This is a genomic window from Bowmanella yangjiangensis, from assembly GCF_017255015.1.
Lineage (GTDB): Bacteria > Pseudomonadota > Gammaproteobacteria > Enterobacterales > Alteromonadaceae > Bowmanella > Bowmanella yangjiangensis.
The window spans coordinates 1-443 of sequence record NZ_JAFKCS010000602.1 but is presented as its reverse complement, the minus strand read 5'-3'; the positions used below and the strand labels follow the sequence as shown (position 1 = coordinate 443).

Below are 443 nucleotides of genomic sequence, written 5' to 3'. Positions count from 1 at the left end.
ATAGCCGAAGGCTTCGGGTGCGCGCCCGCCCTCCATCAGCTTCATGATCTCCAGGCTGAAGGACGAAAACGTGGTGAAGCCACCCAGCACGCCGGTGATCAGCCCGGTGCGCAGCTCCAGTGGCAGATCGGTACGGGTGAGGAACAGGCCGGACAGCAGACCGATCAACAGGCAACCCAGCACGTTGACGGTGAGCGTGGCCAGGTAGAAGTGCCGCGGCCAGTTGCCGGCGACCCAGCTGGCCACCAGAAAGCGCATCAGCGAACCGACAGCCCCCCCTGCCGCCACGGCAAGCGCCACACGAATCATCTCTTTCTCCTTTGTCGGGTACTGCTGGAATCCAGGCTGCGCAGGTGCTTGAGCTTCTCGCGAATTTTCGACTCCAGGCCTCGCGGCACCGGCTGGTAATACTCGCGCGGTTCCATTTCATCCGGGAAATACAC

Annotated in this window: 1 protein-coding gene; it reads right to left on the bottom strand. The window is 62.5% G+C overall.

Annotation, left to right across the window (positions count from 1 at the left end; genetic code table 11):
* On the bottom strand, nt 1-309 hold a 309-nt coding region (crcB, locus tag J0A65_RS25870), incomplete at its 3' end, for a fluoride efflux transporter CrcB (protein ID WP_206597062.1).
* Between the last annotated feature and the right edge of the window lie 134 nt (nt 310-443).